At 72.2% G+C, this 25,857-nt stretch carries 20 protein-coding genes; 12 read left to right on the plus strand and 8 right to left on the minus strand.

The window, feature by feature from the left end; genetic code table 11:
• The first annotated feature begins 96 nt into the window (after positions 1 to 96).
• From ACIPRD_RS28860 to ACIPRD_RS28900, 9 genes are all read left to right on the plus strand, one after another.
• Positions 97 to 885 (plus strand): YcnI family protein, encoded by a 789-nt coding sequence (locus tag ACIPRD_RS28860; protein ID WP_401567245.1) that lies wholly within the window; start codon positions 97 to 99, stop codon positions 883 to 885.
• A gap of 90 nt (positions 886 to 975) precedes the next feature.
• Complete coding sequence (locus ACIPRD_RS28865; protein WP_356402210.1) at positions 976 to 1,632, plus strand: SCO family protein; 657 nt, start codon at positions 976 to 978, stop codon at positions 1,630 to 1,632.
• The gene (locus ACIPRD_RS28870; protein WP_356402208.1) at positions 1,629 to 2,093 is read left to right on the plus strand and encodes a copper chaperone PCu(A)C; all 465 of its coding nucleotides are present in this window, start codon (positions 1,629 to 1,631) and stop codon (positions 2,091 to 2,093) included. Before ACIPRD_RS28865 ends, ACIPRD_RS28870 begins: the two co-directional genes overlap by 4 nt.
• Positions 2,094 to 2,106: 13 nt before the next feature.
• Positions 2,107 to 4,317, plus strand: coding sequence for a copper resistance CopC/CopD family protein (locus ACIPRD_RS28875; protein WP_401567249.1), 2,211 nt, complete (start codon positions 2,107 to 2,109; stop codon positions 4,315 to 4,317).
• An 8-nt stretch (positions 4,318 to 4,325) separates the two neighbouring features.
• Positions 4,326 to 5,609, plus strand: a complete 1,284-nt coding sequence (gene efeB, locus ACIPRD_RS28880) for an iron uptake transporter deferrochelatase/peroxidase subunit (RefSeq protein WP_401567252.1) — start codon at positions 4,326 to 4,328, stop codon at positions 5,607 to 5,609.
• 206 nt (positions 5,610 to 5,815) lie between these two features.
• Positions 5,816 to 6,748, plus strand: a complete 933-nt coding sequence (gene pheA / locus ACIPRD_RS28885) for a prephenate dehydratase (RefSeq protein ID WP_401567255.1) — start codon at positions 5,816 to 5,818, stop codon at positions 6,746 to 6,748.
• A 911-nt stretch (positions 6,749 to 7,659) separates the two neighbouring features.
• A complete protein-coding gene (serS, locus tag ACIPRD_RS28890) occupies positions 7,660 to 8,937 on the plus strand; it encodes a serine--tRNA ligase (RefSeq protein ID WP_401567258.1) in 1,278 nt (425 codons plus the stop codon).
• The gene (locus ACIPRD_RS28895; RefSeq protein ID WP_401567259.1) at positions 8,934 to 9,752 is read left to right on the plus strand and encodes an HAD family hydrolase; all 819 of its coding nucleotides are present in this window, start codon (positions 8,934 to 8,936) and stop codon (positions 9,750 to 9,752) included. The genes serS and ACIPRD_RS28895 overlap by 4 nt, the downstream gene beginning before the upstream one ends.
• 115 nt (positions 9,753 to 9,867) lie before the next feature.
• A complete protein-coding gene (locus ACIPRD_RS28900) occupies positions 9,868 to 10,281 on the plus strand; it encodes a hypothetical protein (RefSeq protein WP_401567262.1) in 414 nt (137 codons plus the stop codon).
• Positions 10,282 to 10,391: 110 nt separating this feature from the next.
• On the opposite strand, the gene ACIPRD_RS28905 is transcribed toward ACIPRD_RS28900, so the two are convergent.
• The 4 genes from ACIPRD_RS28905 to ACIPRD_RS28920 are packed head-to-tail and all read right to left on the minus strand — an operon-like array spanning position 10,392 to position 13,961.
• Complete coding sequence (locus tag ACIPRD_RS28905) at positions 10,392 to 11,111, minus strand: ABC transporter permease (RefSeq protein ID WP_356402193.1); 720 nt, start codon at positions 11,109 to 11,111, stop codon at positions 10,392 to 10,394.
• Between the two features lie 10 nt (positions 11,112 to 11,121).
• Positions 11,122 to 12,033, minus strand: coding sequence for an ABC transporter ATP-binding protein (locus ACIPRD_RS28910; protein ID WP_356402191.1), 912 nt, complete (start codon positions 12,031 to 12,033; stop codon positions 11,122 to 11,124).
• 49 nt (positions 12,034 to 12,082) lie between these two features.
• Complete coding sequence (locus ACIPRD_RS28915; protein ID WP_356402189.1) at positions 12,083 to 13,006, minus strand: ABC transporter permease subunit; 924 nt, start codon at positions 13,004 to 13,006, stop codon at positions 12,083 to 12,085.
• A complete protein-coding gene (locus tag ACIPRD_RS28920) occupies positions 12,996 to 13,961 on the minus strand; it encodes an ABC transporter ATP-binding protein (RefSeq protein WP_356402447.1) in 966 nt (321 codons plus the stop codon). Before ACIPRD_RS28920 ends, ACIPRD_RS28915 begins: the two co-directional genes overlap by 11 nt.
• A 311-nt stretch (positions 13,962 to 14,272) precedes the next feature.
• Between ACIPRD_RS28920 and ACIPRD_RS28925 the strand changes: the two genes are divergently transcribed.
• Both ACIPRD_RS28925 and ACIPRD_RS28930 read left to right on the plus strand, forming a co-directional pair.
• Complete coding sequence (locus ACIPRD_RS28925; RefSeq protein WP_401567266.1) at positions 14,273 to 16,033, plus strand: SDR family oxidoreductase; 1,761 nt, start codon at positions 14,273 to 14,275, stop codon at positions 16,031 to 16,033.
• A gap of 280 nt (positions 16,034 to 16,313) precedes the next feature.
• Complete coding sequence (locus ACIPRD_RS28930; protein WP_401567269.1) at positions 16,314 to 16,862, plus strand: RNA 2'-phosphotransferase; 549 nt, start codon at positions 16,314 to 16,316, stop codon at positions 16,860 to 16,862.
• A 177-nt stretch (positions 16,863 to 17,039) separates the two neighbouring features.
• Here ACIPRD_RS28930 and ACIPRD_RS28935 read toward each other — a convergent pair whose 3' ends face one another.
• Complete coding sequence (locus ACIPRD_RS28935; RefSeq protein ID WP_356402183.1) at positions 17,040 to 17,942, minus strand: LLM class flavin-dependent oxidoreductase; 903 nt, start codon at positions 17,940 to 17,942, stop codon at positions 17,040 to 17,042.
• A 602-nt stretch (positions 17,943 to 18,544) separates the two neighbouring features.
• Between ACIPRD_RS28935 and ACIPRD_RS28940 the strand changes: the two genes are divergently transcribed.
• A complete protein-coding gene (locus ACIPRD_RS28940; RefSeq protein ID WP_401567272.1) occupies positions 18,545 to 19,453 on the plus strand; it encodes a Cof-type HAD-IIB family hydrolase in 909 nt (302 codons plus the stop codon).
• A gap of 109 nt (positions 19,454 to 19,562) precedes the next feature.
• On the opposite strand, the gene cydD is transcribed toward ACIPRD_RS28940, so the two are convergent.
• Genes cydD through ACIPRD_RS28955 form a run of 3 tightly spaced genes read right to left on the minus strand, consistent with a single transcriptional unit; the run spans position 19,563 to position 25,770 of the window.
• The gene (cydD, locus tag ACIPRD_RS28945; protein WP_401567275.1) at positions 19,563 to 23,183 is read right to left on the minus strand and encodes a thiol reductant ABC exporter subunit CydD; all 3,621 of its coding nucleotides are present in this window, start codon (positions 23,181 to 23,183) and stop codon (positions 19,563 to 19,565) included.
• 58 nt (positions 23,184 to 23,241) lie between these two features.
• Complete coding sequence (cydB, locus tag ACIPRD_RS28950; protein ID WP_401567277.1) at positions 23,242 to 24,246, minus strand: cytochrome d ubiquinol oxidase subunit II; 1,005 nt, start codon at positions 24,244 to 24,246, stop codon at positions 23,242 to 23,244.
• Between the two features lie 15 nt (positions 24,247 to 24,261).
• The gene (locus tag ACIPRD_RS28955; RefSeq protein WP_401567280.1) at positions 24,262 to 25,770 is read right to left on the minus strand and encodes a cytochrome ubiquinol oxidase subunit I; all 1,509 of its coding nucleotides are present in this window, start codon (positions 25,768 to 25,770) and stop codon (positions 24,262 to 24,264) included.
• Between the last annotated feature and the right edge of the window lie 87 nt (positions 25,771 to 25,857).

Consider the following 25,857-nt stretch of genomic DNA (forward strand, 5'->3'; position numbering starts at 1 on the left):
TGCACCGTGCACCCCGTGCGCCCGGGCCGAGCGGTCGCCGCACGGCGCGCACCCCTCATCCGTCACGGACCTCACTCAGAGTGGAGTGCTCCTGTCATGCAGGCTTCTCGTATCGCCACGCGCGTCCCGTCCCGCGTCGTCACCCGTGTCGTCGCCGCCACCGCCGTCGCCGGCGTGGCCGTGCTCGCGCTGTCGGCCCCCGCCTTCGCGCACGTCTCCGTCCAGCCCGAGGGCGCCGCCGCCAAGGGCGGTTACGCGGTCGTCGACTTCAAGGTCCCCAACGAGCGCGACGACGCCTCGACCACCAAGCTCGAGGTGAACCTCCCGGCCGACCACCCGCTGGCCTCCGTCATGCCGCAGCCGGTGCCCGGCTGGAGCGTGAAGGTCACCCGCTCCAAGCTGGCCAAGCCGCTCACCATGCACGGCGAGAAGATCGACGAGGCCGTCACCAAGGTCACCTGGACCGCCGACGGCAAGGGCATCGAGCCCGGCTACTTCCAGAAGTTCCCGCTCTCCCTCGGACAGCTGCCCGAGGACACCGACCAGCTCGTCTTCAAGGCGCTCCAGACGTACTCCGACAAGGAGGTCGTGCGCTGGATCGAGGCCCAGCAGGAGGGCCAGGAGGAGCCCGAGAACCCGGCACCGGTGCTGACCCTGTCCGCCGCCACGGACGACCACCACGGCACTGCCACCGCCGACGACGCCGCCGACAAGAGCGACGGCAAGGCCGGCGACAAGGACGGCGCCACGACCGAGCGGACCACCGCCGCGGACACGGAGGGCGGCAGCGACACCACCGCCCGCGTGCTCGGCGTCGTCGGCATCGTGACCGGCGTCGCGGGCGTCGCCTACGGCGTCCTCGCCGGACGCCGCCGCACCGCCTGACCTCACCGTTCCGTGTGCGCACCGGGGCCGTCCGACACGCCTCGACGACCCCGGTGCGCACCGGAGTTCACACATCTGGGACATTTCCTCATGCGCACCAAGACGTTCGTGACGGCCGCACTGCTCGTGTCGGCCGCCACCGCGACCCTCTCCGCCTGCGGCAGCGGCGACGACTCCGCCTCACCCGTCTCCTCGGTCTCCCAGGAGACCGGCTCGGGCAAGGCCGCCACCGTCCTCGACCAGCCCTTCGCCAAGCCGGACCTGGTCCTCACCGACACCCACGGCAAGAAGTACGACCTGCGCGCCGAGACCAAGGGCCGGCCCACGCTCGTCTACTTCGGCTACACGCACTGCCCCGACGTCTGCCCGACGACCATGAGCAACATCGCCGTCGCCGAGAAGTCGCTGCCCAAGGCCGAGCGGGACGACCTGAGGGTCGTCTTCGTGACCACCGACCCCGGCCGCGACACCCCGGCCGAACTGGGCAAGTGGCTCAAGGGCATCGACCCGCAGTTCATCGGCCTGACCGGTGACTTCTCCGCCATCCGGGCCGGCGCCCGCTCCCTCGGCATCTCCGTCGAACCGACGACGAAGGACAAGAACGGCAAGACCGTCTCGGTGCACGGCACCCAGGTCATCGCCTTCTCCCCGAAGACCGACGGCGGTTACGTCCTCTACGGCGAGGACGCCACGGTCGACGACTACACCAAGGACCTGCCGAAGCTCGTCGAGGGGGCCAGGCCGTGAGGCGTTCCGTCCGCGCGGGCCGTGCCGCCGCGGGAGCAGCCGCTCTCGCCGGGGCCCTGGTCCTCGCCGGCTGCGGCACCGGCTCCCCGAAGGCCGAGCTGTCCGTGAGCGGGTCGTACATGCCCCAGCCGGTCTCCGACATGGCCGCGGGCTTCCTCGTCATCAGCAACAAGGGCGGCCAGAAGGACGAGCTGACCTCGGTCAGCAGCGACGCCGCCGGCGAGGTCACCATGCACAGCACCACCGGCGGCACGATGGTCGAACGCAGCTCCTTCGCCATACCCGCCCACGGACGGCTCGTGTTCAGAAGCGGCGGCAACCACCTGATGTTCGACGGGCTGAAACGCGAGCCGAAGCAGGGCCAGAAGGTGACCGTGAGACTCACCTTCGCCGAATCCGGCCCCCTCACCGTCGAGATGCCGGTGCGGTCCGCCACGTACAACCCGTCGACCGGCCACTGAGGGAGGGACCATCGTGACCCGCACCATCACCCCCCGCCTGCGGACCCTGGTGCTGCTGCTGCTCGCCGTCACCGGCGCCCTGTTCGCGGGCGCCGGGCCGGCCTCCGCACACGCCGCGCTGACCGGCAGCGACCCCGCACAGGGGGTGGTGGTCCCCAAGGCACCCACCCAGGTGTCGCTGACCTTCTCCGAGACCGTGGCGCTGAACGACGGCTCGCTGCGCGTCCTCGACCCCCGGGGCAAGCCGGTCCAGACGGGCAGCCCCGTGAACGTGAGCGGGACGACCTACGCCGTCCGGCTGAAGGACGGCCTGGCCAAGGGCACCTACACGGTCACCTACCAGGTCGTCTCGGCGGACAGCCACCCCGTCGCCGGCGCCTACACCTTCTCCGTCGGGGCGCCCTCGCAGACCGTCGTCTCCGGCACCGGACCGGTGGCCGGCGGCGGGATCGTCGGCGCGCTCTACGGGATCGGGCGCTACCTGTCGTACGCCGGGTTCATCGTGCTCGCCGGCGGCGCCGCCTTCGTGCTGGCCTGCTGGCAGCGCGGCGCGGGCGTACGGGCCGTGCAGCGGCTCGTGGTCGGCGGCTGGCTGACGCTCACCGCCGCCACCCTGTGGCTGCTGCTCCTGCGCGGCTCCTACACCGGGTCCGGGAAGCTCGGCGACGTCTTCGACCTGGACCTGCTCGGCCAGGTCCTGCAGACCAAGACCGGTGCCACGCTGGTCTCCCGGCTCCTGCTGCTCGCCGCCGCCGCGCTCTTCATCGCCGTCCTCTTCGGCGCCTACGCCCGGACGACGGCCACCACCGACCCGGACGACGGCAGCGAGCGCCCGCGGACCGCCGCGGGCGGGAACGACGCGGGCGGGAACGGCGCGGGCGCGGAGGCCGGGACCGGGGGAGCCGCGGACGAGGAGGTCACCGACGAGGAAGCGGCGGACGAGCAGGCCGCGCGGCGCGACCTGACCTTCGGCCTCTCGATCGGCGGCGTGGTCGTGGCCGCCGGCCTGGCGGCGAGCTGGGCGATGGCCGAACACGCCTCCACCGGACTCCAGCCGGGCATCGCCATGCCCGTCGACGTCGTGCACCTGCTGGCCGTCGCCGCCTGGCTCGGCGGCCTGACCACCCTGCTCGTGGCGCTGTACCGGGCACCCGCCGACGCCCCGGTCGAGGCCGCGGTCGTCCGGCGCTTCTCCCGCGTCGCCTTCGGCTCGGTCCTCGCGCTGGTCGCCACCGGCACGTACCAGTCCTGGCGCCAGCTCGGCTCCTGGTCGGCGTTCACCGGGACCCGGTACGGCCAGCTGCTGCTGGTCAAGATCGGCCTGGTGGCGGTGCTGGTCGGCGTCGCCTGGATCTCACGGCGGTGGACGGCACGCCTCACGGACCCGGCGGAAACCGGAGCCGAGGCCGGAGCCGAGGCCGAGGTCGGAGCCGAGTCGGAGGTCGGAGCCGGAGCTGAGGCCGGAGCCGGGGCCGGGGCCGCGGTCGGTGCGGCCGCCGCAGGCGGCGTGCGGTCCGTCCAGGCCGGTGCCGAGGCCGCCGACAGCGCCGGAACCGGAACCGAGAGCCCGACCGGAACCACGACCGCGACGACGACCACGACAGGTGACCGCACCAGGGACGGTGAGCGCGCGGAGGACGGTGAGCGCGCCGCGCAGCTCGCCCGGCAGCGGGCCGCGGTGGACGCCGCCCGGGACAAGCGGCTCAGGGACGGCGATCCGAACCGCTCCGGGCTGCGCCGCTCGGTGCTCGCCGAGGCGGGCGTCGCGGTCGTCCTGCTCGCCGTCACCACCATGCTGACCCAGACCGAACCGGGCCGTACCGAACAGGACGCCAGGGCCGCCGCCCCCTCCCCCAGTTCCTCGGCGTCGTCGTCCTCGTCCGGGGCGGTGACCCTGGACATGTCCTTCGACACCGGTGGCACCGACGGCAAGGGCCTGGTCCGCATCGACATCGACCCCGCACGCGTGGGCGGCAACGAGATGCACGTCTACGTGCAGCGGCCCAACGGGCGCGCCTTCGACATCCCCGAGGTGAAGATCGCCTTCACCCTGGAGGCGAAGCGGATCGGGCCGCTCACCGTGAACCCCGACCACATCACCACGGGCCACTGGGCCGCGGACGGCGTGCAGATCCCCGTGGCCGGCGACTGGAAGATCGCCGCGACCGTGCGGACCTCCGACATCGACCAGGTGACCGTCTCCAAGAACACGCAGATCGGCTGAACGACACCATGCCCGACCAGTCCATCACCCAGGCCCGCACTCCCGGGTCCGAGGCGCGCGAGCCCGGTTCCGGCGGCGGCCGGGGCGTCTCCCGGCGCGCGCTGCTCGGCACCGCCGGGGCCACCGGGCTCGTCCTCGGCGCGGCGGGCGGAGCCGTGGGCTACACCGCCGCGCCCGCGCAGGCGACCCCGCTCACCTCGGTCGGTTCCGGGCGGGCGATGTTTCACGGGAAACATCAGCCCGGCATCACCGAGGGACTCCAGGCACGCGGCCACCTCGCCGCCTTCGACCTGATGCCCGGAGCGGGCCGCAAGGAGGCGGCCGCTCTGCTGCGCCGCTGGTCGGCGGCCGCCGAGCGGCTGATGGCGGGCGAGGCCGCCCCGCACGGCGACACCGGCGTGGCGCGCGACTCCGGCCCCTCCTCGCTGACGGTCACCTTCGGCTTCGGCCACAGCTTCTTCGCGAGGACCGGCCTGGACAAGCAGCGCCCGGCCGCGCTGGACCCGCTGCCCGACTTCTCCGCCGACCGCCTCGACAAGGCGCGCAGCGACGGCGACCTGTGGGTGCAGATCGGCGCCGACGACGCCCTGGTCGCCTTCCACGCGCTGCGCGCGATCCAGAAGGAGACGGGCGGCGCGGCCCGTGTGCGCTGGCAGATGAACGGGTTCAACCGCTCCCCGGGCGCCACCGCCCACCCCATGACGGCCCGCAACCTCATGGGGCAGCTCGACGGCACCCGCAACCCCAAGCCGGCCGAGCCCGACTTCGACCGGCGGATCTTCGTGCCCGGCGACGGGCAGCCCGCGTGGATGGCCGGCGGCTCCTACGCCGTCGTACGCCGTATCCGCATGCTCCTCGACGACTGGGAGAAGCTGTCGCTCCCCGCGCAGGAGGCGGTCGTCGGGCGCCGCAAGGCCGACGGGGCCCCGCTGTCCGGGGGCGCCGAGACCACGCCGATGGACCTGGAGAAGGCCGACGCCAAGGGCGAGTACGTCGTCCCGCTCAACGCCCACGCCCGGATCAGCCGGCCCGACCAGAACGGCGGCGCGGCCATGCTGCGGCGCCCCTTCTCCTTCCACGACGGCTTCGACGCGGACGGCGTGCCCGACGCGGGGCTGCTGTTCGTCTGCTGGCAGGCGGACCCGCTGCGCGGCTTCGTGCCCGTGCAGCGCAAGCTCGACCGGGGCGACGCGCTGTCGCGGTACCTCCGGCACGAGGCGAGCGGCCTGTTCGCCGTGCCGGGCGGGGCGGCCGAGGGGGAGTACGTGGGGCAGCGGCTGCTGGAGGGGTGAGGTTCCGGGGCGTACGGGGTGGAGCTTCCGGGGCCTACGGAGGAGAGCTTCCGGCGCATACGGATGGGAGCTTCCCACGTGGACGGAGGGGAAATCGGGCCGTCCACTGGGCCGTCCGGGTGAGGTTCCGGGGTCGAAACCACCCGGACGGGTGGCTCTCGTGAGACGGAGAAGCCGGGTTCCGGTGCGGCCATTAGGGTGAGGACATGCCAGCGAGCTATGCCTATCTCGGTCCCGAAGGCACCTTCACCGAAGTCGCCCTGCGCACGCTTCCCGAGTCGGCCACACGGGAGCTCATCCCGTACGTGTCGGTGCAGTCGGCGCTGGACGCCGTCCGCACGGGTGAGGCCGAGGCCGCGTTCGTGCCGATCGAGAACTCCGTCGAGGGCGGCATCACCACCACCCTGGACGAGCTGGTCGCGGGCGAGCCGCTGATGATCTACCGCGAGGTGCTGCTGTCGATCACCTTCGCGCTGCTGGTCCGCCCGGGCACCGAGCTCACGGACATCAAGACGGTCTCCGCGCACCCGGCCGCCCAGCCGCAGGTGCGCAACTGGCTCAGGAAGAACCTCCCCGACGCCCTCTGGGAGTCGGCCGCCTCCAACGCGGACGCCGCGCGCCTGGTCCAGGAGGGCCGCTACGACGCCGCCTTCGCGGGCGAGTTCGCCGCCGCACGGTACGGCCTGGTGCCCCTGGAGACCGGGATCCACGACGCGGAGAACGCGCAGACCCGGTTCGTGCTGGTCGGCCGCCCCGCCCGGCCCGCCGCGCCGACCGGCGCCGACAAGACCTCGGTGGTGCTCTGGCAGCGGGACGACCACCCCGGCGCGCTGCAGGACCTGCTCGGCGAGTTCGCCGGCCGGGGGATCAACCTGATGCTGCTCCAGTCCCGTCCGACCGGCGCGGGGATCGGCAATTACTGCTTCTGCATCGACGCCGAGGGGCACATCTCCGACCGCCGGATGGCCGAGGCCCTGATGGGGCTGAAGCGGATCTGTCTCCAGGTGCGATTCCTCGGCTCCTATCCGCGCGCCGACATCAGGCCGGGCGAGGGCCGGCCGATCCTGCCCGGGACGTCCGACGCGGAGTTCTCGGCCGCGTCCGACTGGGTGGCGCGCTGCCAGGACGGCCGGTTCTAGGGGGCGTCTCTTCGATCTTCGTGGAACAGGCCGCGGCGTCCGGTGCGGTGCCTCGGCGTGCGGCCGGACCGCCCTCGTACTGGGCGTACGTGGGCGGTTCGGCCGTGCGGCGAGGTGCCGTGCCGGACGTCGAGGACCCACGAAGATCGGGGAGACGCCCCCTAGGCCCTGTCGTCGCGCTCGCGCCGGTAGTACCTGCGTATCTTCGTTGTCCACAGAAGTTATCCACAGGTCAGCTTCTCGACCTGGGGACAAGTCGATAAGAACGTGCCGCACGGTCGACAAATCGCCCTTCAGGTCCCAAGAGAGGTCACCGGCGCGCACATCACCCTTCGTCCACCCGTTTCCTTTGGTTCATCTTTTGGGGCGACCCCTTTCCATCCGAAAGTGGGCGTCATGGCACGCTGGAGCGAGAATTCCTCGGCAAGAGCGACAGTTCCGGAGTGATCAATTCCGAAATCCACAGAGTTTCCACACAGCCTGTGGATAACTTTGCCCAGGGTGTGGATTCCTGTGGACAACGGCACCCCCAAGTCCCCCGCCCCACAAGGGAGTCCGGTCAACGGGGGGTCCGGCCGCTGCCCCGTTCCAGGTAATGAACGGCCTTTATTGACCCGCCCGGCACGATGCGCCGGCCACGCGTCCGCCGTACATCCGCCGCGGATGTCGCGGATCCGCGGCGGATCCGCCGCTCGTCCGCCGTCCGCCGTTCGCCCGCCGTGCGTCCGGCACGCCGCGGATCCCGTGCGCCACGGCTGACATCACCCGCCCCTGCATCCGCCCCCGCACTCGCCCATGTGCTCGTCCGGCGCTCGTCCGGCACGCTGCGCAATGGCCGCATAGCGCCATGTAAGACGCGAGCCTCAATAGTGAGTCGTGGCCCGCGAGCTCGCACCGGTAGCCTTGGCCCCGTGATTGACCTTCGCCTGCTCCGTGAGGACCCCGACCGTGTGCGCGCGTCCCAGCGCGCCCGTGGAGAGGACGTCGCGCTCGTCGACGCCCTCCTCTCTGCCGACGAGCGGCGCAGGTCGTCCGGCGTCCGCTTCGACGAGCTGCGAGCCGAGCAGAAGCAGCTCGGCAAGCTGATCCCCAAGGCCACTCCCGAGGAGCGCGCCGAGCTGCTGGGCCGTGCCGAGCAGCTGAAGGCCGACGTCAAGGCCGCCGAGGCCGAGCGCGACGAGGCCGACGGCGAGACCCAGCAGCTGCTGCTCCGCCTCGGCAACCTCGTCTACCCCGACGTCCCCGTCGGCGGCGAGGAGGACTTCGTCACGCTGGAGACGCACGGCACGATCCGCGACTTCGGCGCCGAGGGCTTCGAGCCCAAGGACCACCTGGAACTGGGCCACATCCTCGGCGCGATCGACGTCGAGCGCGGCGCCAAGGTCTCCGGCTCCCGCTTCTACTTCCTCACCGGTGTCGGCGCCCTGCTGGAGCTGGCCCTGGTGAACGCGGCGATCGCGCAGGCCACCGAGGCCGGCTTCACGCCGATGCTGACCCCCGCGCTGGTCCGCCCGCAGTCCATGGCCGGCACCGGCTTCCTCAGCCAGGCGGCCGAGGACGTCTACCACCTCGCCAAGGACGACCTCTACCTGGTCGGCACCTCCGAGGTCCCGCTCGCGGCGTACCACATGGACGAGATCATCGACGCCGACCGGCTGCCGCTGCGCTACGCCGGTTTCTCCCCGTGCTTCCGCCGCGAGGCCGGCTCGCACGGCAAGGACACCCGCGGCATCTTCCGCGTCCACCAGTTCGACAAGGTCGAGATGTTCTCGTACGTCGCTCCGGAGGACTCGCAGGCCGAGCACAAGCGCCTGCTGGAGTGGGAGAAGCAGTGGCTGACCTCGCTGGAGCTGCCGTTCCGCGTCATCGACGTCGCCACCGGCGACCTCGGCGCCTCGGCCGCCCGTAAGTACGACTGCGAGGCGTGGATCCCGACCCAGGGCAAGTACCGCGAGCTGACCTCGACCTCGGACTGCACCGAGTTCCAGTCCCGCCGCCTGTCGATCCGCGTCCGCGACGGCAAGCAGGTCAAGCCGCTGGCGACGCTCAACGGCACCCTGTGCGCCGTACCGCGCACCATCGTGGCGATCCTGGAGAACCACCAGCGCGCCGACGGCTCCGTGTACGTTCCCGAGGTGCTGCGTCCGTACCTCGGCGGCCGGGAGGTCCTGGAGCCGGTCGCCAAGTGAGCACCGAGTCCTCCGCCGCCGGGTTCCCGTACCAGCTGATCGCCACCGACCTCGACGGCACGCTCCTGCGCGGCGACGGGTCGGTCTCGGGGCGTACCCGTGACGCGCTCGCCGCGGCCACCGCGGCGGGCGCCGCGCACCTCGTCGTCACCGGCCGCTCGGTCCCCTGGACCGTGCACATCCTCGAGGACCTCGGTTACGAGGGCCTCGCCGTGTGCGGCCAGGGCTCCCAGATCTACGACGCCGGGCAGCGCCGCCTGCTCACGTCCGTCACCCTGGACCGGCAGCTCGCGGGCGTCGCCCTCGCGAAGATCGAGGCGGAGGTCGGCCCGCTGCACCTCGCGGCGAGCCGCGACGGCCTGGACGGGGACGTGCTGGTGGGCCCCGGCTACGCGCCCGCCGGTCATCTGCCGGCGATCCCGCTCACCGACGCCGCCGACCTCTGGTCCGCGCCGCTCAACAAGATCTACATCCAGCACCCGACGCTGAGCGACGACGAGCTGACCGAGGTGGCCCAGCGCGTCGCGGGCGGCTTCGTCACCGCCGTGATGGCGGGCGCGGGCATCGTGGAACTGCTGCCGCTCGGCCTGACCAAGGCCACCGGTCTCTCCCTGGCGGCCCGCCGCCTGGGCGCGAAGGCCGCGGGCACCATCGCCTTCGGCGACATGCCCAACGACATCCCCATGTTCGCCTGGTCCGCCCACGGCGTGGCCATGGCCAACGCCCACGACGACCTGCGCGCGGTGGCGGACGAGGTGACGGCGTCGAACGAGGACGACGGCATCGCGGCGGTGCTGGAGCGCCTGCTGGGCTAGCGCCCGTCTTCCGGATCGGGCCGGGCCCGCGGTCCGGGCTCAGCCTGCCTTCCGGGTCAGCCCGGGCCCGCGGTCCAGGGCCGTACGACGCGGGGCGCTGCTAGATTCGGCGCCCATGCGCTCACGCGACTACGACCTCGACTTCCGCGACAGCTCCGCCCGCATACGCACCTGGGGCATCGTCCTGCTGGGCGTCGCGGGTCTGCTGTGGACCTGGTGCGCCGTACTGCTGCTCACGCCGTACGAGGCCGACCGTGAGCCCGGCGACCGGTACCCGGAGAAGTGCGAGGCGCGTCTGTTCACGGACCGCGGCACCGCCAACGAGGGTGTCTTCAGGGGCGACTACTGCGCGGACGAACGCGACTGGCCCGAGGCGCTCCTCGTGCTCGGCCTGTCGGTCCCGGTGTCGGCCGCGGGCGCCGCTCTGCTCACCACGGGGGTGGTGAGCAGGCGGATGAGCGCTCACGCGGAGGCCATGCGCGAGCTGGACAAGATCGCCGAGCAGCGGGCGGCCGCACAGCCGGGGTGACGCCGGTCCGTCCCGGCGGGTGGGGCACCACCGATGTGCCCGGCCCACCGGGACGGAACGCCACCGAACCGGCCGCCGCGCGCCCGGGCGGCGGCGTCAGGACAGCGGGCCTACTCCTCGCCCGCCAGCGTCAGCGCGCGCAGCTTCTGCCCGGCGTACCAGGTGGCCAGCACGGTGACCGCGATCAGCAGCACGGTGGCGGTCGTCAGGCTGACGTCGGAGGTCACCAGGTCCCCGCCGGCGACCTTGTGGGCGACCGCGAGCGACCACTGCTGGACGCTCAGCGTGCGCGCGCCGGGCACCAGCGAGCCGAAGAGCGCCTCCCAGACCAGCGCGTAGACCAGCCCGAAGACCACCGCGTGCCGCGACACCGTGCCCAGCAGCAGGAACAGCGCGGAGTAGGCGATGGAGGACACCAGCGCGGCGATCGTGTAGGCGACGGCGATCTGCTGCCCGTTGCCGTTGAGGATCAGGCCGGCGATCAGGGTCGGCAGCGCGGAGAACACCATGGTGACCGCGATGGCCACGATCAGCTTGGTGAAGATGATCGTGGGCCGCTTCAGCGGCTTGGACAGCAGGTAGACGACGGAGCCGTCGTCGATCTCCGGGCCGATCGCGCCGGTGCCCGCGATGACACCGACGATCGGGACCATGGTGGCGATCGCCAGACCGCTGAGGACGTCGGAGGCCGTCTGGTCGTCGGCGCCCGACAGGGCACGTACGGCGACGGCGATGACGATGAGCAGCATCGGCAGCGCGCCGAGGATGAGCGCACGGCGACGGCCGAGCAGGGCTCGGTAGGTGAGCCGGGCGACGGTGGGGTCGTACATCTTCGGCCTCCTACGCCGCGACCAGATACGAGAACACGGACTCGAGGGACTCGTCGGACGGCGAGACCGTGAGGAGCCGGATGCCGTGGTCACGGGCGACCTTCGGCAGCAGAGCGGTGAAGCGGCCGAAGTCGACGGCCTGGACGCGCAGCGCGCCCTCGGCGTGGTCGACCTCGATGCCGGACGTCGAGGGGTCGGCGATCAGCGCGGCCGCGAGGGCGCGGTCGTCGCTGGAGCGCACGAGATAGCGGTGCGGGCGGTCCGTCATCAGCCGCCGGATCCTGCGGAAGTCACCGCTGGCCGCGTGCCGTCCGGCGACGATCACCTCGATGTGCCGGGCGAGCTGCTCGACCTCCTCGAGGATGTGCGAGGAGAACAGCACCGTGCGGCCCTCGTCGCCCATGCGCCGCAGCAGGTCCATGAGCTGCATGCGCTGGCGCGGGTCCATGCCGTTGAAGGGCTCGTCGAGCAGGAGCAGCGACGGGTCGTGCACCAGGGCGCTCGCCATCTTCACGCGCTGGCGCATGCCCTTGGAGTAGGTGGAGATCTGCCGGTCCTGCGCGTACTCCATCTCGACGGTGGCCAGGGCCCGCGCGGCCGCCTTCGCGCCGAGACCGTGCAGTTCGGCGTTGGCGAGGACGAACTCGTGGCCGGTGAGGAAGTCGTACATCGCCTCACGCTCGGGGACGACGCCGATGTGCCGGTAGATCTCCTCGTTGCGCCACACCGGGGCGCCGTCGAGGGTGACCGTGCCGGTGGAGGGGGCGAGGAATCCGCCCATCATGTTGATGAGGGTGGACTTCCCGGCGCCGTTGGGGCCGAGCAGGCCGGTGACACCGGGACCGATGGTCATGGTGACGTCGTTGACGGCGACCACGTTGCCGAACCAGCGGGAGACGTGGTCGATGGAAAGAGTGGTCATGGGCGCGGCCCGTTCCTGGGAAGGGTGGTGGTGGGCGACGGGTGGGCGGTCACAGGCCGGCCTTCTTGTAGCGGCGCAGCAGCAGGCCGTACGCCGCGGCGATCAGGCCGAGGACGACGAGGACGTACACCACTCCCTGCCCGGTGGAGGGGCCGTTCCCGCCGGGGAAGGAGGAGCTGCCGCCGAGGAGGGAGGACTGCACGCCGTCGATCAGCGTGACGGGCGAGAACAGGCCGATCCAGGGCTCCGCACCGGTGCGTCCGTGCAGGTCGGAGATGCCCTGGAGGGTGGAGACCGCGCCGTAGGAGATCGTCAGCACCGCGATCACGGCGGCGATGCCGAACCCGCGGCGCGGGGTGACGGCCGCGATGACCAGGCCGATGCCGGCGAACAGCAGCGACAGCAGGGCCACCGACACCAGTCCCTCCCCGAACTGCCGGGTCTGGTGGGCGAACCCCATCTTGGCCAGCAGCGAGCCCAGGTAGAGCACGACGAGCGGGGCGCCGGTGAGGATGAACAGCGCGGACGCGAGCGCCGCGAACTTCGCCAGGACGTAGTCGGCGGTCTCGATGGGCCGCGAGAAGTACAGCGGTACGGTCTTGAAGCGCAGGTCGCGCGAGACCGCCTGGGGTGCCTGCGAGGCGACGTACAGGCTGATCACGGCCTGCATGATGATCGCGTAGCGGGTGAAGGCGTGGGACATCTGGAGCTCGTGCGCCTTGGTGAAGACGGCGACCGCGACCACGATGGCGGCGGGCACGCACATCACCACGAACAGCAGCATCGGCAGCACCTTGGACTTCACCGAGCGGCCGAGACCGTAGGCACCGCGCAGGGACTGCGAGTACAGCGAGCGGCGGGCGTAGGCGCGGCCGAGGCGCGGTCCGTCGTAACCGCGGTAGCCGATGTCGTGGATGCGGGTCTGGTCGCCGGCCGGGGTCGCCGCCGGCTGGAGGGGCTGCTCAACCGCCATGGCCGACGGCCTCCTTGCGCTGCTCGTCGCTGCTGGTGAACACCTCGGAGATGCGGTGCCGGCGCTGTTCCATGCGCACCAGGCCGAGTCCCAGGTCGGCGACGACGTCGCGCACCAGGTCGTACGTCTCGTCGCCGGTGGCCGTCAGCAGCAGGATGTGGCCCGCGCCGGGCAGGCCGTCCCCGTCGCCGTGGGTGTCCACGCCGCGCGCCCGCAGCGCCTCGCGGACCGCGCCGGTGCCGTCGGGGTGCTCGTCGCTGTCGGTGACCTCGATGGCGAGGGTGGTCGTGGTCTGCGTGAAGTCGGTGGTGGAGCTGGAGCGCAGCAGCTTGCCGCCGTCCACGACCACGACGTGGTCGCAGGTGCGCTCCAGCTCGCCCAGCAGATGGGAGGTGACCAGGACCGAGATGCCGAAGTCGGTGTGGATGCGGCGGATCAGGCCGAGCATCTCGTCGCGGCCGACCGGGTCGAGACCGTTGGTCGGCTCGTCCAGGAAGACCAGCCGCGGGTCGTGCACCAGGGCCTGGGCGAGCTTGACCCGCTGCTTCATGCCGGTGGAGTAGCCGCCGATGGGGCGGTAGCGCTCCTCGTACAGACCGACGTGGCGCAGGGTGTCGGCGGTGCGCTCACGGGCGGCGGCGGGCGGCAGGCCGGACATGCGGGCCATGTGCACGACGAACTCGGTGGCCGAGACGTCGGGCGGCAGGCAGTCGTGCTCCGGCATGTAGCCGACGCGCTCGCGGATGGCGGCGCCCTCGGTCGCCACGTCGAGGCCGAGCACCTCGGCGCGGCCCTCGGTGGCGGGGGACAGACCCAGCAGGATCTTGATCAGGGTGGACTTGCCGGCGCCGTTGGCTCCGACGAGTCCGGTCACACCGGCTCCGATGTCCACGGACAGCCGGTCGAGCGCGGTCACCCGGGGGTACCGCTTGCTCAGGCTTTCGGTCGCGATCACAGTCACGACGTCGACGGTAGTGACCGGGGCCACCGCGGTCGTCAGACCTCAGAGCCGTCTTCGCGTCAGACCCCAGTAGTACGGGGCCCTGACGTGAGGATGAGGGGCACCCCTGAGGGGCGGCACGGGGATGACGCGGGCGAGTGGGGGGACCGGCCCTTGATCCCGCACTGTTGACGTCCTCTCTAACAACTGCGACATTCACCAGGGCCGAGGGGGTGTCTCTTCGCGCGGATCGGGCCCGCGAAGGTCGGGGAGACGCTCCCGAGGGCGGCCGAGCGTGGGGATGTGCGGCACCGGACGGAGGACACATGTCACTGAAGGGCGCGCGTGAGCGCCGGGTGCGAACCGGCGGGATCGAGCTGTGCGTCGCCGAACTGGGCGATCCCGGCCGTCCGACGGTGGTGCTGGTGCACGGCTACCCGGACAGCAAGGAGGTGTGGTCGCAGGTCGCGGTCCAGCTGGCCGAGCGGCGCGGATTCCATGTCGTCCTGTACGACGTCCGCGGCCACGGACGCTCGACGGCGCCCCGGCCGCTGCGCGGCGGCTTCACCCTGGCCAAGCTCACGGACGACTTCCTGGCCGTGGCCGACGCGGTCAGCCCGGACCGCCCGGTGCACCTCGTCGGGCACGACTGGGGCTCGGTGCAGTCCTGGGAGTTCGTCACGGTCGCCCGCACCCGGGGCCGCATCGCCTCGTTCACCTCGATGTCCGGGCCCTCCCTCGACCACTTCGGGCACTGGATCGACGCCCGCGTGAAGCGTCCGACGCCCCGCCGGGTGGGTCAGCTCCTGGGCCAGGGAGCCAAGTCCTGGTACGTCTACCTGCTGCACACCCCCGCCCTGCCCGAACTGGCCTGGCGCGGCCCCCTCGGCAGACAGTGGCCGAAGCTGCTCCAGCGGGCCGAGAAGCTGCCCGCCGGCGACTACCCGACCTCCTCGCTGCCCTCCGACGCCGCCCACGGCGCCTGGCTGTACCGGGACAACGTCCGCGCCCGGCTGCGCAGGCCGCGTCCGGACGCGTACTCCCACGTGCCCGTGCAGCTCATCACCCCGCAGGGGGACGCGTTCCTGTCCGAGCGGCTCTACGACGACCTGGAGCGGTGGGCACCGCGGCTCACCCGGCGCACCCTCCCGGCGAAACACTGGATCCCGCGCAGCCGTCCCGACCAACTCGTCTCCTGGATCGACGAGTTCGTGACCGGTGTCGAGAAGGGGCGCACCGCCACGGCCCCTGCCGTCCGCCACACCGACCGTTTCCACGGCCAGTTGGTCCTCGTCACGGGCGCGGGAAGCGGTATCGGCCGTGCCACGGCGCTGAGGTTCGCGCAGAGCGGGGCGCGCGTGGTGGCCGTCGACCGGGACTCCGGATCGGCCGCCCGCACCGCCGAGTCGGCGGTCCTGGCGGGTGCTCCGGCGGCCTGGGCGGAGACGGTGGACGTCGCCGACGAGCAGGCGATGGAAAAGCTGGCCGAGAGAGTGCACCGCGAGCACGGGGTGGTGGACGTCCTCGTCAACAACGCCGGGATCGGTCTGTCGGGCTCCTTCTTCACCACCACCTCCGCCGACTGGCGCAGGGTCCTGGACGTCAACCTGTGGGGTGTGATCCATGGTTGCCGCCTGTTCGGCGCACGCATGCTCGAACGCGGCCAGGGCGGCCACATCGTCAACATCGCCTCGGCGGCCGCCTACCAGCCCTCACGTGCGCTGCCCGCCTACGGCACCTCCAAGGCGGCGGTGCTGATGCTGTCCGAGTCCCTCCGCGCCGAACTGGCCTCGCGGGACATCGGAGTCACCGCGATCTGCCCCGGCTTCATCGACACCGGCATCACCTCGGCCGCCCGCTTCACCGGCGTCGACGAGGACGAGGAACGCCGGCTGCGTGAGCGGGCGGCGCTGCTGTACGGAAAGCGCAACTACCCGCCGGAGAAGGTCGCCGAAGCGATCATGGACGCCGTGGTCCACGACCGTGCGGTGGTTCCGGTGACCCCGGAGGCCCGGAGCATGCACCTGCTGTCGCGTTTCGCGCCAAGGATGTTGCGGAGGATCGCCCGCGTGCAACCGAGACTCTGAGCGGCTTCTTCCTTTTCTCCAAGGTCAGTTCGCCAATCCGTGCGCAGAGCGGACATGTTGGGCTCTTCCGCTCCATCAGCCCTCAACCGACACGGAGTTGCCGAACAGCCGCGCATCGCGCTGGAGTTGTCCACAGTCCGCCCATGTTCCGTGTGGATAACTCCAGTTGGCTGTGGATCAAACCTCGGAGGGAAAAGAACCTGCGTGATCCGCGTCTCTCCGCCATCCTGTCGCCATGACCTCTGATGCCGACCATACGAAAGAAGGACAAGCGGGAAAGATGGACGACCAGCGCGTGGTGAAGGTGTCGAAGTACCTCTCGAAGCACCTGCGTCACCAGCCCGGACGCATCGGGCTCACCCTCGACGCGGCCGGCTGGGTCGGGATCGACACCCTGCTCGCCGCGGCGGCCGCCCACGGCTTCCGGATCACCCGCGAGGAACTCGACCATGTCGTGGCCGCCAACGACAAGCAGCGGTTCGCGGTCGACGGCCCGATGATCCGCGCCAGCCAGGGCCACAGTGTCGACGTCAGCCTCGGACTCCCCCCGGCGACCCCGCCGCCGTACCTCTACCACGGCACGGTGCCGGCGAGCGTGGAAGCGATCCGGGCCACGGGGCTCAAGCCCATGCGCAGGCACGACGTCCACCTCTCGGCGGACCGGGAGACCGCGACCCGGGTCGGCGCCCGCCGCGGCAGGCCCGTCGTCCTCACCGTCGACGCCGGTGCGATGCACCGCGACGGCCATGTTTTCCAGGTCAGCGCGAACGGCGTCTGGCTGACCGGAGCCGTGCCCCCGCGCTACCTGCGCTTCCCCGGGCCACGCTGACACGATCCCGCCCGCCGGGCCCCGCTGAGACCGTCCCGCTCCGGGGCCCCGCTGAGACCGTTCCGCTCCGGGCCCCGCTGAGACCGTTCCGCTCCGGGCCCTGCTGGCACCGTCCCGCCCCGCCGGGCCGCCCCGGAAAGGGGGACGGGGCCGGAACAGGGGGCGGGACGGCCGCGCTCACGCCAGCTGCGCCGGAGCCTCCAGGGCGATCCGCTCGAAGACCTTCTGGTCGGCGGCGAAGTCGGAGTCCGGGATGGGCCAGTGGATCACGATCTCGTCGAAGCCCAGCTCCTGGTGGCGCCCCGCAAAGTCCACGAACGCGTCGAAGGACTCCAGCGGACGGCCGCGGTCGGGGGTGAAGCCGGTGAGCAGGATCTTGTCCATCCCGGCCACGTCCCGGCCGGCCTCCGCGCACGCAGCGGACAGCTTGCCCAGCTGCCCGCGCAGCGCCTCGACCGACTCCTCGGGAGTGCCGTTCTCGTACAGCTTCGGGTCGCCGGTGGTCACCCACGCCTGCCCGTGGCGCGCGGCCAGCTTCAGACCGCGCGGGCCCGTGGCCGCGACCGCGAACGGCAGCCGGGGCCCCTGCACACAGCCGGGGATGTTCGTCGCCTCGTGCGCCGAGTAGAACCGGCCCTCGTGCGTGACCGTGTCCTCGGTCAGCAGCCGGTCCAGCAGCGGCACGAACTCGGCGAACCGGTCGGCACGCTCTCGCGGCGTCCAGGGATCCTGCCCGAGCGCGGTCGCGTCGAAGCCGGTGCCGCCGGCACCGATGCCGAGCGTGATCCGGCCGCCCGAGATGTCGTCCAGGGACACCAGTTCCTTGGCGAGCGTCACCGGGTGCCGGAAGTTGGGGGACGTGACCAGGGTGCCCAGGCGCATCCGCTCCGTGACGGCCGCGGCGGCGGTCAGCGTGGGCACGGCACCGAACCAGGGGCCGTCCCGGAAGCTTCGCCAGGACAGGTGGTCGTAGGTGTAGGCGCTGTGGAAGCCGAGCTGTTCGGCGCGCTGCCACGCCTCGCGGCTCCCCTCGTGCCAGCGGCGGTACGGGAGGATCACGGTGCTCAGACGCAGACTCATGCCTCAGAGCCTACGGCGGCGCCCGCCGTGTCCGGACAGCGGCGGACGAGCCGGACACGCAGCGCGGACGGCCGCCGGGACGTCCTGCGTGCCGGACACCGCTCCGGCGCCCCGCCCCACGTGCCCCCGGCGCCACGGGCCGTGTGAGGAACCTCTCCGCCCCGGTCCCTCCACGCGCCGCCCACGATCCCGCAGCGCTCCGCCCCCGGTCCCTCCACGCGCCGCCCACGGGGATCCCGGGCGCGGGCCCGGGCCCCTCCCCGGGCCGCCCACGATCCCGCAGCGCTCCGCCCCCGGTCCCTCCACGCGCCGCCCACGGGGATCCCGGGCGCAGGCCCGGGCCCCTCCCCGGGCCGCCCACGATCCCGCGGCCCTCCGCCCCCGGTCCCTCCACGCCCCGCCCACGGGGATCCCGGGCGCAGGCCCGGGCCCCTCTCCGGGCCGCGCGGGCGGCGCCCCCGCTTCGTCTCCGCGTCGTCCCCGCTTCGTGCCCGCGCCGTCCTCGCGCCGTCGCGTCCCTCCCGCCGCGGCCGCCGCTCCGCACGGCTCCGTCCGGCCGACATCACACGCCCGCGAAGGCGCGCATGCGCGAGAATGACGCGATGACCTCAGCGACCAGGCGGCCCGGGACCCCGGCCACCCCCACGTTCCCGGCCTCGCCCGCACCGGAAGACTCCGCGGGGCCGCCGCCGCGGCTGATCGCCACCGACCTCGACGGCACGCTGCTGCGCGACGACGGTTCGGTCTCCCCGCGGACCGTGGCCGCCCTGTCGGCCGCGGAGGAGGCGGGCATCGAGGTCTTCTTCGTCACCGGCCGCCCGGCCCGCTGGATGGACGTCGTCAGTGATCACGTGCACGGGCACGGCCTGGCGATCTGCGGCAACGGCGCCGCCGTGGTCGACCTGCACGGCGGCCCCGGCGCCCACCGGTTCGTGAAGGTGCGCGAGCTGGCCAGGGAGAACGCGCTGACGGCCGTACGGCTGCTGCGCGAGGCGGCGCCCGGCACGATGTACGCGGTCGAGCAGACCTTCGGCTTCAACCAGGAGCCGGCCTACCCCAAGCTGCACATGGAGATACCGGGCACGCTGCTGCCGGCCGAGGACCTCCTCGCACCGGACGGCCCGGACGCCGACCAGCCCGTGCTCAAGATCCTCGCCTTCCACCCCGAGCTGGACCCCGACGCCTTCCTCGAAGCCGCCCGGCGCGCGATCGGCGACCACGCCGGTGTCACCCGGTCCAGCCCCAGCGCCCTGCTGGAGATCAGCGGTCCCGGCGTGTCCAAGGCCAGCACGCTGGCCCTGTGCTGCGCCGAGCGCGGCATCGCCCCCGAGGAGGTCATCGCCTTCGGGGACATGCCCAACGACGTCGAGATGCTGACCTGGGCCGGACGGTCCTACGCGATGGGCAACGCCCACCCCGACGCCGTCGCCGCCGCCTCGGGCCGTACGGCCTCCAACAACGAGGACGGCGTGGCGGCCGTGATCGAGCGCCTGCTCGACAACCGACGCTGACCCCGGCCGGAGCCGCCCGGCCGACGCCGATCCCGGCCGGAGCCGCCCGGCCGTCGTCGACCCCGGCCGGAGCCCCCCGGCCGTCGTCGGCCCCGGTCGGGGCCGCCGGTCAGCGCGCTCCGACCAGCGACTCCGCCTCCGCCTCCCGCCGCGCCATCGCGCGCAGCGGACCGTCCGCCTCGACCAGCTCCGCGTAGGGGCCGCGCTGCACCACCCGGCCGGCGTCCAGGACGACGACCTCGTCGACGGCGTCGAGCCCCGCGAGCCGGTGGGTGATCAGCAGCGTCGTGCGGCCCTCGGTGGCGGCCAGCAGATCCGCGGTGAGCGCGTCCGCCGTCGGCAGGTCGAGGTGCTCGGCCGGCTCGTCCAGGACGAGCACGGGGAAGTCGGCGAGGAGCGCGCGGGCCAGCGCGAGGCGCTGACGCTGCCCGCCGGACAGCCGGGCCCCGTGCTCGCCGACGTGCGTGTCCAGCCCCTCGGGCAGGCTCGCCACCCAGTCCAGCAGCCGGGCCCGGGTCAGCGCGTCGCGCAGCTCCTCGTCGGTGGCGTCCTTCCGCGCGAGCAGCAGGTTCTCCCGCACGGTGCTGTCGAAGAGGTGCGCGTCCTGCGCGCACAGCCCGACCAGCCGCCGTACGTCGTCGCCGTCGAGCGTGTCCGCCGGGACCCCGGCAAGCGTGTAGCTGCCCGAGTCCGCGTCGAGGAACCGCAGCAGCACCTGGGCGAGCGTGGTCTTGCCCGAACCGGAGGGACCGACCACGGCGATCCGGCGGCCCTCCTCCAGGGTGAGGCCGACTCCGGCGAGCGCGTCGCGCCGCTGGCCGTCGTGCCGGGCGGTCAGGTCCCGGACCACGAGCGGGAAGGGCGCGGCGGGCGCCGTGGCGGGCCGCTCCGGCTCGTGCACGGGATCGGGGGCGTCGAGCACCTCGTACACCCGCTCCGCGCTGCGGCCCACCCGCTGGCGGTACCGCACCGCCAGCGGCATCCCGAGGACCGCCTCGAAGGCGGCCAGCGGGGTGAGGACGACCACGGCCATCAGCACGCCGCCGAGCCTGCCGTCGGCCACCGCGTGGGCGCCGAGCGCCGCGGCGGCCGTGACGGTGAGGCCGCAGATCAGTGCGGTCAGACCGTCACCGAGGCCGGTGACGGCGGCCGCGCGCGAGGCGATCCGGGTGAGCGTGCCGTCGGCCTCCCGCGCGGCGGCAGCCCGGAACGGCAGGGCTCCGGCGACGGTCAGCTCGGCGTTTCCGGTGAGCAGGTCGGTCACCCGGGTCGCGAGCACGCCCCGTGCGGGCGCCAGCCGCCGCTCGGTACGCCGGGCCGCGGCCGCGGTGATCAGCGGAACGCCGACACCGGCCGCGAAAAGGCCCACCGCGAGGGCGGCCCCGGCCTCGGGCAGCAGCCACGCCGTGAAGCCGACGGCGCCGGCGGAGACGACCGTCGCGACACCGGCGGGCAGCAGCCAGCGCAGCCAGTAGTCCTGGAAGGCGTCCACGTCGGCGACCAGCCTGGTGAGCAGGTCGCCGCGCCGGGTCGCCCGCAGACCGGCGGGAGCGAGCCGTTCCAGCCGCCGGTAGACGGCGACCCGGGTGTCGGCCAGCATCCGCAGCACGGCGTCGTGCGAGACCAGCCGCTCGGCGTACCGGAAGACGGCCCGCCCGATGCCGAAGGTCCGCGTCGCCGTCACGGCCACCATCAGGTAGAGCACCGGGGGCATCTGCGAAGCGCGCGAGATCAGCCACCCGGAGGTCGCCATCAGCCCGACGGCACAGCCGAGCGCCAGGCTGCCGAGGAACAGGGCCAGGAGGAGCCGGCCGCGTCGGGGTCCGGCCATGGCCCGCACGCGCGCCAGGACGTGCCTCCGCGAGGCGCTGACGCCGGTCTCCGGCGTGTACGCCACATCCCGCGGATCCTCGGCCGGGGCCGTCTCGTCGAAAAGCCCTGAGTCCGCCGCGTCCACCGCGGCCGTGACGGTCCCGGGGGCGAGGGCGTCGGCGCCGGAGACCTCCGCGGCGGCCACGAGGGCGTCGTCGGAGGAGACCGGCGTGCCGCCCTCGGGAGCCTCCGCCCCGGCGGCCGCCTCCGGGGACCCGGCGGCCTCCTCGGACAGGTCCAGACGCACCACGCGGTCCGCGGCCTCCAGCAGCGCCGGCCGGTGCACCACCAGCAGCACCGTGCGGCCCACGGCCAGCCGGCGTACGGCGGCCACGACCTCGGCCTCGGTCGCTCCGTCCAGGGCGGCCGTCGGCTCGTCGAGCAACAGGACCGGCCGGTCCGCGAGGAAGGCACGGGCCAGCGCCAGGCGCTGCCGCTGTCCGGCGGACAGCCCGGCTCCGTCCTCACCGAGCAGGGTGCCGGCGCCCTCGGGCAGCGCGTCCACGAACTCCAGCGCGCCGGCGTCCCGCAGTGCCGCGCGCACGGCGGTGTCGTCGGCGTCGGGACGGGCCAGCCGGACGTTCTCCGCGATGGAACCGGCGAACAGGTGCGGGCGCTGCGGCACCCAGGCGATCCGGGACCGCCATTCCTGGAGATCGAGACCGGCGAGATCGGCTCCCCCGATCAGCACCCGGCCTCCGGTGGGCTCCACGAAACCGAGCAGCACGCTGAGCAGCGTCGACTTGCCCGCGCCGCTCGGGCCGACCAGTGCCACGGTCTCGCCCGGTGCGACGGTGAAGGACGCCCCGGTGACGGCGTCCGACGACCGGCCCGGGTACCGGACCGTCACCTCGTCGAAGGCCAGCGCGCCGGCGGGGACCTTCGCGGTGCCCGACGCCGGGACCGGGGTCTCCAGGACGGCGAAGATCTCCTCCGCCGCCGCCAGGCCCTCCGCGGCCGCGTGGTACTGGGCGCCCACCTGGCGCAGCGGCAGATAGGCCTCCGGCGCCAGCACCAGGATGACCAGGCCGATGTACAGGTCCATGTCGCCGCGCACGAGCCGCATGCCGATGGTGACGGCGACGAGCGCGACCGACAGCGTGGCCAGCAGCTCCAGGGCGAAGGAGGACAGGAAGGCGATCCGCAGGGTCTTCATGGTGGCCTGGCGGTACTCGCCGGTGATCTTGCGGATGGACTCGGCCTGCGCCTTGGCCCGGCCGAACACCTTCAGCGTGGGCAGTCCCGCGACCACGTCCAGGAAGTGTCCGGAGAGCCGGGACAGCAGTCCCCACTGGCGGTCCATCCGGGCCTGGGTGGCCCAGCCGATCAGCATCATGAAGATCGGGATGAGCGGCAGGGTGACGACGATGATCGCCGCCGACACCCAGTCCTCGGTGACGATCCGCGCGAGCACGGCCACCGGGACGACCACCGCGAGCCCCAGCTGCGGCAGATAGCGCGAGAAGTAGTCGTCGAGAGCGTCGACACCGCGGGTGGCCAGGTTGACCAGCGAACCGGTCCGCTGACCGCTCAGCCAGCCGGGACCGAGCGCCGCCGCCCGCTCCAGCAGCCGTTCCCTCAGCTCGGCCTTGACCGCGGCGCTGGCCCGGTGGGCCGCGAGCTCGGTGAGCCAGGAGACCAGCGCCCGGCCGCAGGCGACCGCGGCCAGGAGCAGCAGGGGAGTGGCGAGGTCACCGGCGGACAGTCCGTGCTGGAAGGCCCCGACCACCACCTCGGCGATGAGCATCGCCTGGGCGATCACCAGGAGGGCTCCGAGGCCGCCCAGAACGATGACGGCCATGAGGAAGAAGCGCGTCGCGCCGGCGTATCGCATCAGGCGGGGATCGATCGGTTTCACGTGAAACGTGTCTTTCATCCCGAGGGTGTGTTTCACGTGAAACATACCCTTCGCAGGCTCAGTGCGCGGCTTCGGCGATGTGCTGCGTGCCGATCCGCTTGCGGAACACCCAGTAGGTCCAGCCCTGATAGAGCAGCACGACCGGGGTGGCGATCGCGGCACACCAGGTCATGATCCTCAGGGTGTACGGGCTCGACGCCGCGTTGGTCACGTTGAGGCTCCAGGCGCTGTCGAGCGTGGAGGGCATGACGTTCGGGAAGAGCGACAGGAACAGCATGGCCACCGTGGCCACGACGGTCACACCGGACAGGGCGAACGCCCATCCCTCACGTCCCGCGCGCGTCACCGCCAGCGCGGCCGCCAGGGCGGCCACCGCGACGACCAGGGCCACCAGGCTCGCGGCGTCGCCGCTGTGGGCCTGCGTCCAGAGCAGGAACCCGAGCACCACCGCGAGGGCGGGAAGACCCATCCGCAGGCCCAGCTTCCTCGCCCGCAGGCGGATGTCCCCGGAGGTCTTGAGCCCGGCGAACACCGCCCCGTGGAAGGTGAACAGCAGGAGCGTGGTCAGGCCGCCGAGCAGGGCGTACGGGTTCAGCAGGTCCGCGAGACCGCCGGTGTACTCGAAGTGCCGGTCGATCTTCACGCCGTACACGATGTTCCCGAAGATCACGCCCCAGAGGAACGCCGGGATCAGCGAGGCCCAGAAGATCGCGGCCTCCCAGTTGCGCTGCCAGTTCTCCTCGGGCCGCTTGGCCCGGTACTCGAAGGCCACGCCTCGCACGATCAGGCAGACCAGCACGGCCAGCAGCGGCAGGTAGAAGCCGGAGAAGAGCGTGGCGTACCAGTCCGGGAAGGCGGCGAAGGTGCCGCCCGCCGCCGAGAGCAGCCAGACCTCGTTGCCGTCCCAGACGGGTCCGATCGTGTTGATCAGGACCCGGCGCTCGGGCCGGTTCCGGGCCAGCAGCTTGGTGAGGACGCCGATACCGAAGTCGAAGCCCTCCAGGAAGAAGTAGCCGGTCCACAGGACCGCTATCAGGACGAACCAGACGTCATGAAGGTGCATGGCTGTTCCCTCGGCCTAGTAGGAGAAGGCCATCGGCTTGTCGGCGTCCCGCAGGTCGCCGCCGATCTTCGTGGGCGGGTTGAGGTCGTCCTCGGTCAGCTCGGGCGGACCGGCCTTGACGTACTTCACGAGCAGCCTGACCTCGACCACGGCGAGGACCGCGTACAGCGCGGTGAAGACGATCAGCGAGGTGAGGATCTCGGCCTGGGAGACGCCGGGGGAGACCGCGTCCCGGGTCTGCAGGACGCCGTAGACGGCCCAGGGCTGACGGCCCGTCTCGGTGAAGATCCAGCCCCAGGAGTTGGCGATCAGCGGGAAGGCCAGGGTCCAGACCGCGGCGCGCCAGAACCAGGCGGTCTGCTTCGGGCCGAGCGCCTTGTTCCTGAACAGCACGAGCCGGGGCACCTCGTCCTCGGCGACCCGCAGATGCCCCGGCAGCATGAACTTCTTGCGGGTCAGCCAGAGCCCGGCCATGCCCAGGGTGAAGGAGGCCATGCCGAAGCCGATCATCCAGCGGAAGCCCCAGAAGGCGACCGGGATGTTGGGCCGGTAGTCCCCGGGCCCGAACCGCTGACGCTCCGCCTTGTTCACGTCGTTGATGCCGGGGACGTAGGAGGAGAAGTCGTCGTTGGCGAGGAAGGACAGCAGGCCCGGGACCTCGATCGCGACGGTGTTGTGCCCCTTGTCCACGTCGCCGTAGGCGAAGACCGAGAAGGGCGCCGGCTTCTGCCCGTCCCACAGCGCCTCGGCGGCGGCCATCTTCATCGGCTGCTGGCGGAACATGACCTTGCCGAGCACGTCACCGCTGACCGCGGTGAGCAGACCGGCGACGACCACGGTCACCAGGCCGAGCCGGAGCGAGGTCTTCATCTCGCGGATGTGCTTCTTGCGGGTCAGGTGGTAGGCGGAGATGCCCACCATGAACGCGCCGCCGGTCAGAAAGGCCGCGGCCAGCGTGTGGAACGCCTGGCTGAGCGCGGTGTTCTGGGTCAGCACCGCCCAGAAGTCGGTCAGTTCGGCGCGGCCCCTGGCCTTGTCGATCCGGTAACCGACGGGGTGCTGCATCCAGGAGTTGGCCGCGAGGATGAAGTACGCCGACAGGATCGTGCCGAGGGAGACCATCCATATGCAGGCGAGGTGGATCCTCTTGGGCAGCTTGTCCCAGCCGAAGATCCACAGGCCTATGAAGGTGGACTCGAAGAAGAAGGCGATCAGCGCCTCGAAGGCGAGCGGGGCGCCGAAGATGTCACCGACGAACCGCGAGTAGGCGGACCAGTTCATGCCGAACTGGAACTCCTGCACGATGCCGGTGACCACACCCATCGCGATGTTGATCAGGAAGAGCTTGCCCCAGAACTTCGTCGCCCTGAGGTACCGCTCCTTCTCCGTACGCACCCAGGCGGTCTGCAGGCCGGCCGTGAGCGCGGCCAGAGAGATCGTCAGAGGGACGAACAGGAAGTGGTAGACGGTGGTGATGCCGAACTGCCAGCGCGCCAGTGTCTCCGGCGCCAGAGCCAGTTCCACGTCGTCACTCTCCTTACGTCGCCGCAATACCGTGGCGTTTCGCCCCATATGTCACGAAATACACGGAGCAATCGGTCGAGCTTGTGA

The organism is Streptomyces sp. NPDC090108 (assembly GCF_044747185.1).
In the GTDB taxonomy this organism is placed as follows: Bacteria; Actinomycetota; Actinomycetes; order Streptomycetales; family Streptomycetaceae; genus Streptomyces.